Origin of the sequence: Metasolibacillus fluoroglycofenilyticus, assembly GCF_003049645.1 — a bacterium.
In the GTDB taxonomy this organism is placed as follows: Bacteria; Bacillota; Bacilli; order Bacillales_A; family Planococcaceae; genus Metasolibacillus; species Metasolibacillus fluoroglycofenilyticus.
On record NZ_PYWK01000022.1, the window covers coordinates 1 to 432 of the forward strand.

The following is a 432-nucleotide window of genomic DNA, read 5'->3' on the forward strand; positions in this document are numbered from 1 at the left end:
GTGGCCATAGGCATCCAGAGGGCAGGCGTCCTGCACGGTCATGTTCTTGGCGCCCTTGAGAAAGGCTTGCGTGTAGGGCGTGACCGTCGTGTCGAGCCGGGTGGAGATGACGGTGTAGGCGATACCCGGGACGGTGTCGCCGTCACGGTAAACCTGTTGCATCAACGCTGATCCCTTGAGCTGCTGGCCGTAGGCCTCCATGTTGTGGTCGTAGCTCCACGTGCTAAGGAAATCCTTCACAGCCTCGGGCAGGCCGTCGACAAGCTTGTAGAGACCGACGGCGGTGGTGCCGTGGTTGGCGGCCACCAGTCCGATCAGCTTGTCGACCTTGGACGCTCCGCCATACATCTTGATGTAGGCGTTCGGCAGGATGCCGCCACCCTGCGAATGTCCGACGACGTCGACCTTCTCAGAGCCCGTCGCTTTCCGGAC

General features: G+C 62.0%; 1 protein-coding gene. It reads right to left on the minus strand.

Features of this window, described 5'->3' with window-relative positions; genetic code table 11:
• A partial coding sequence (locus C9J36_RS17090) for an esterase/lipase family protein (RefSeq protein ID WP_430010645.1) occupies positions 1-432 on the minus strand: 432 nt, incomplete at both ends.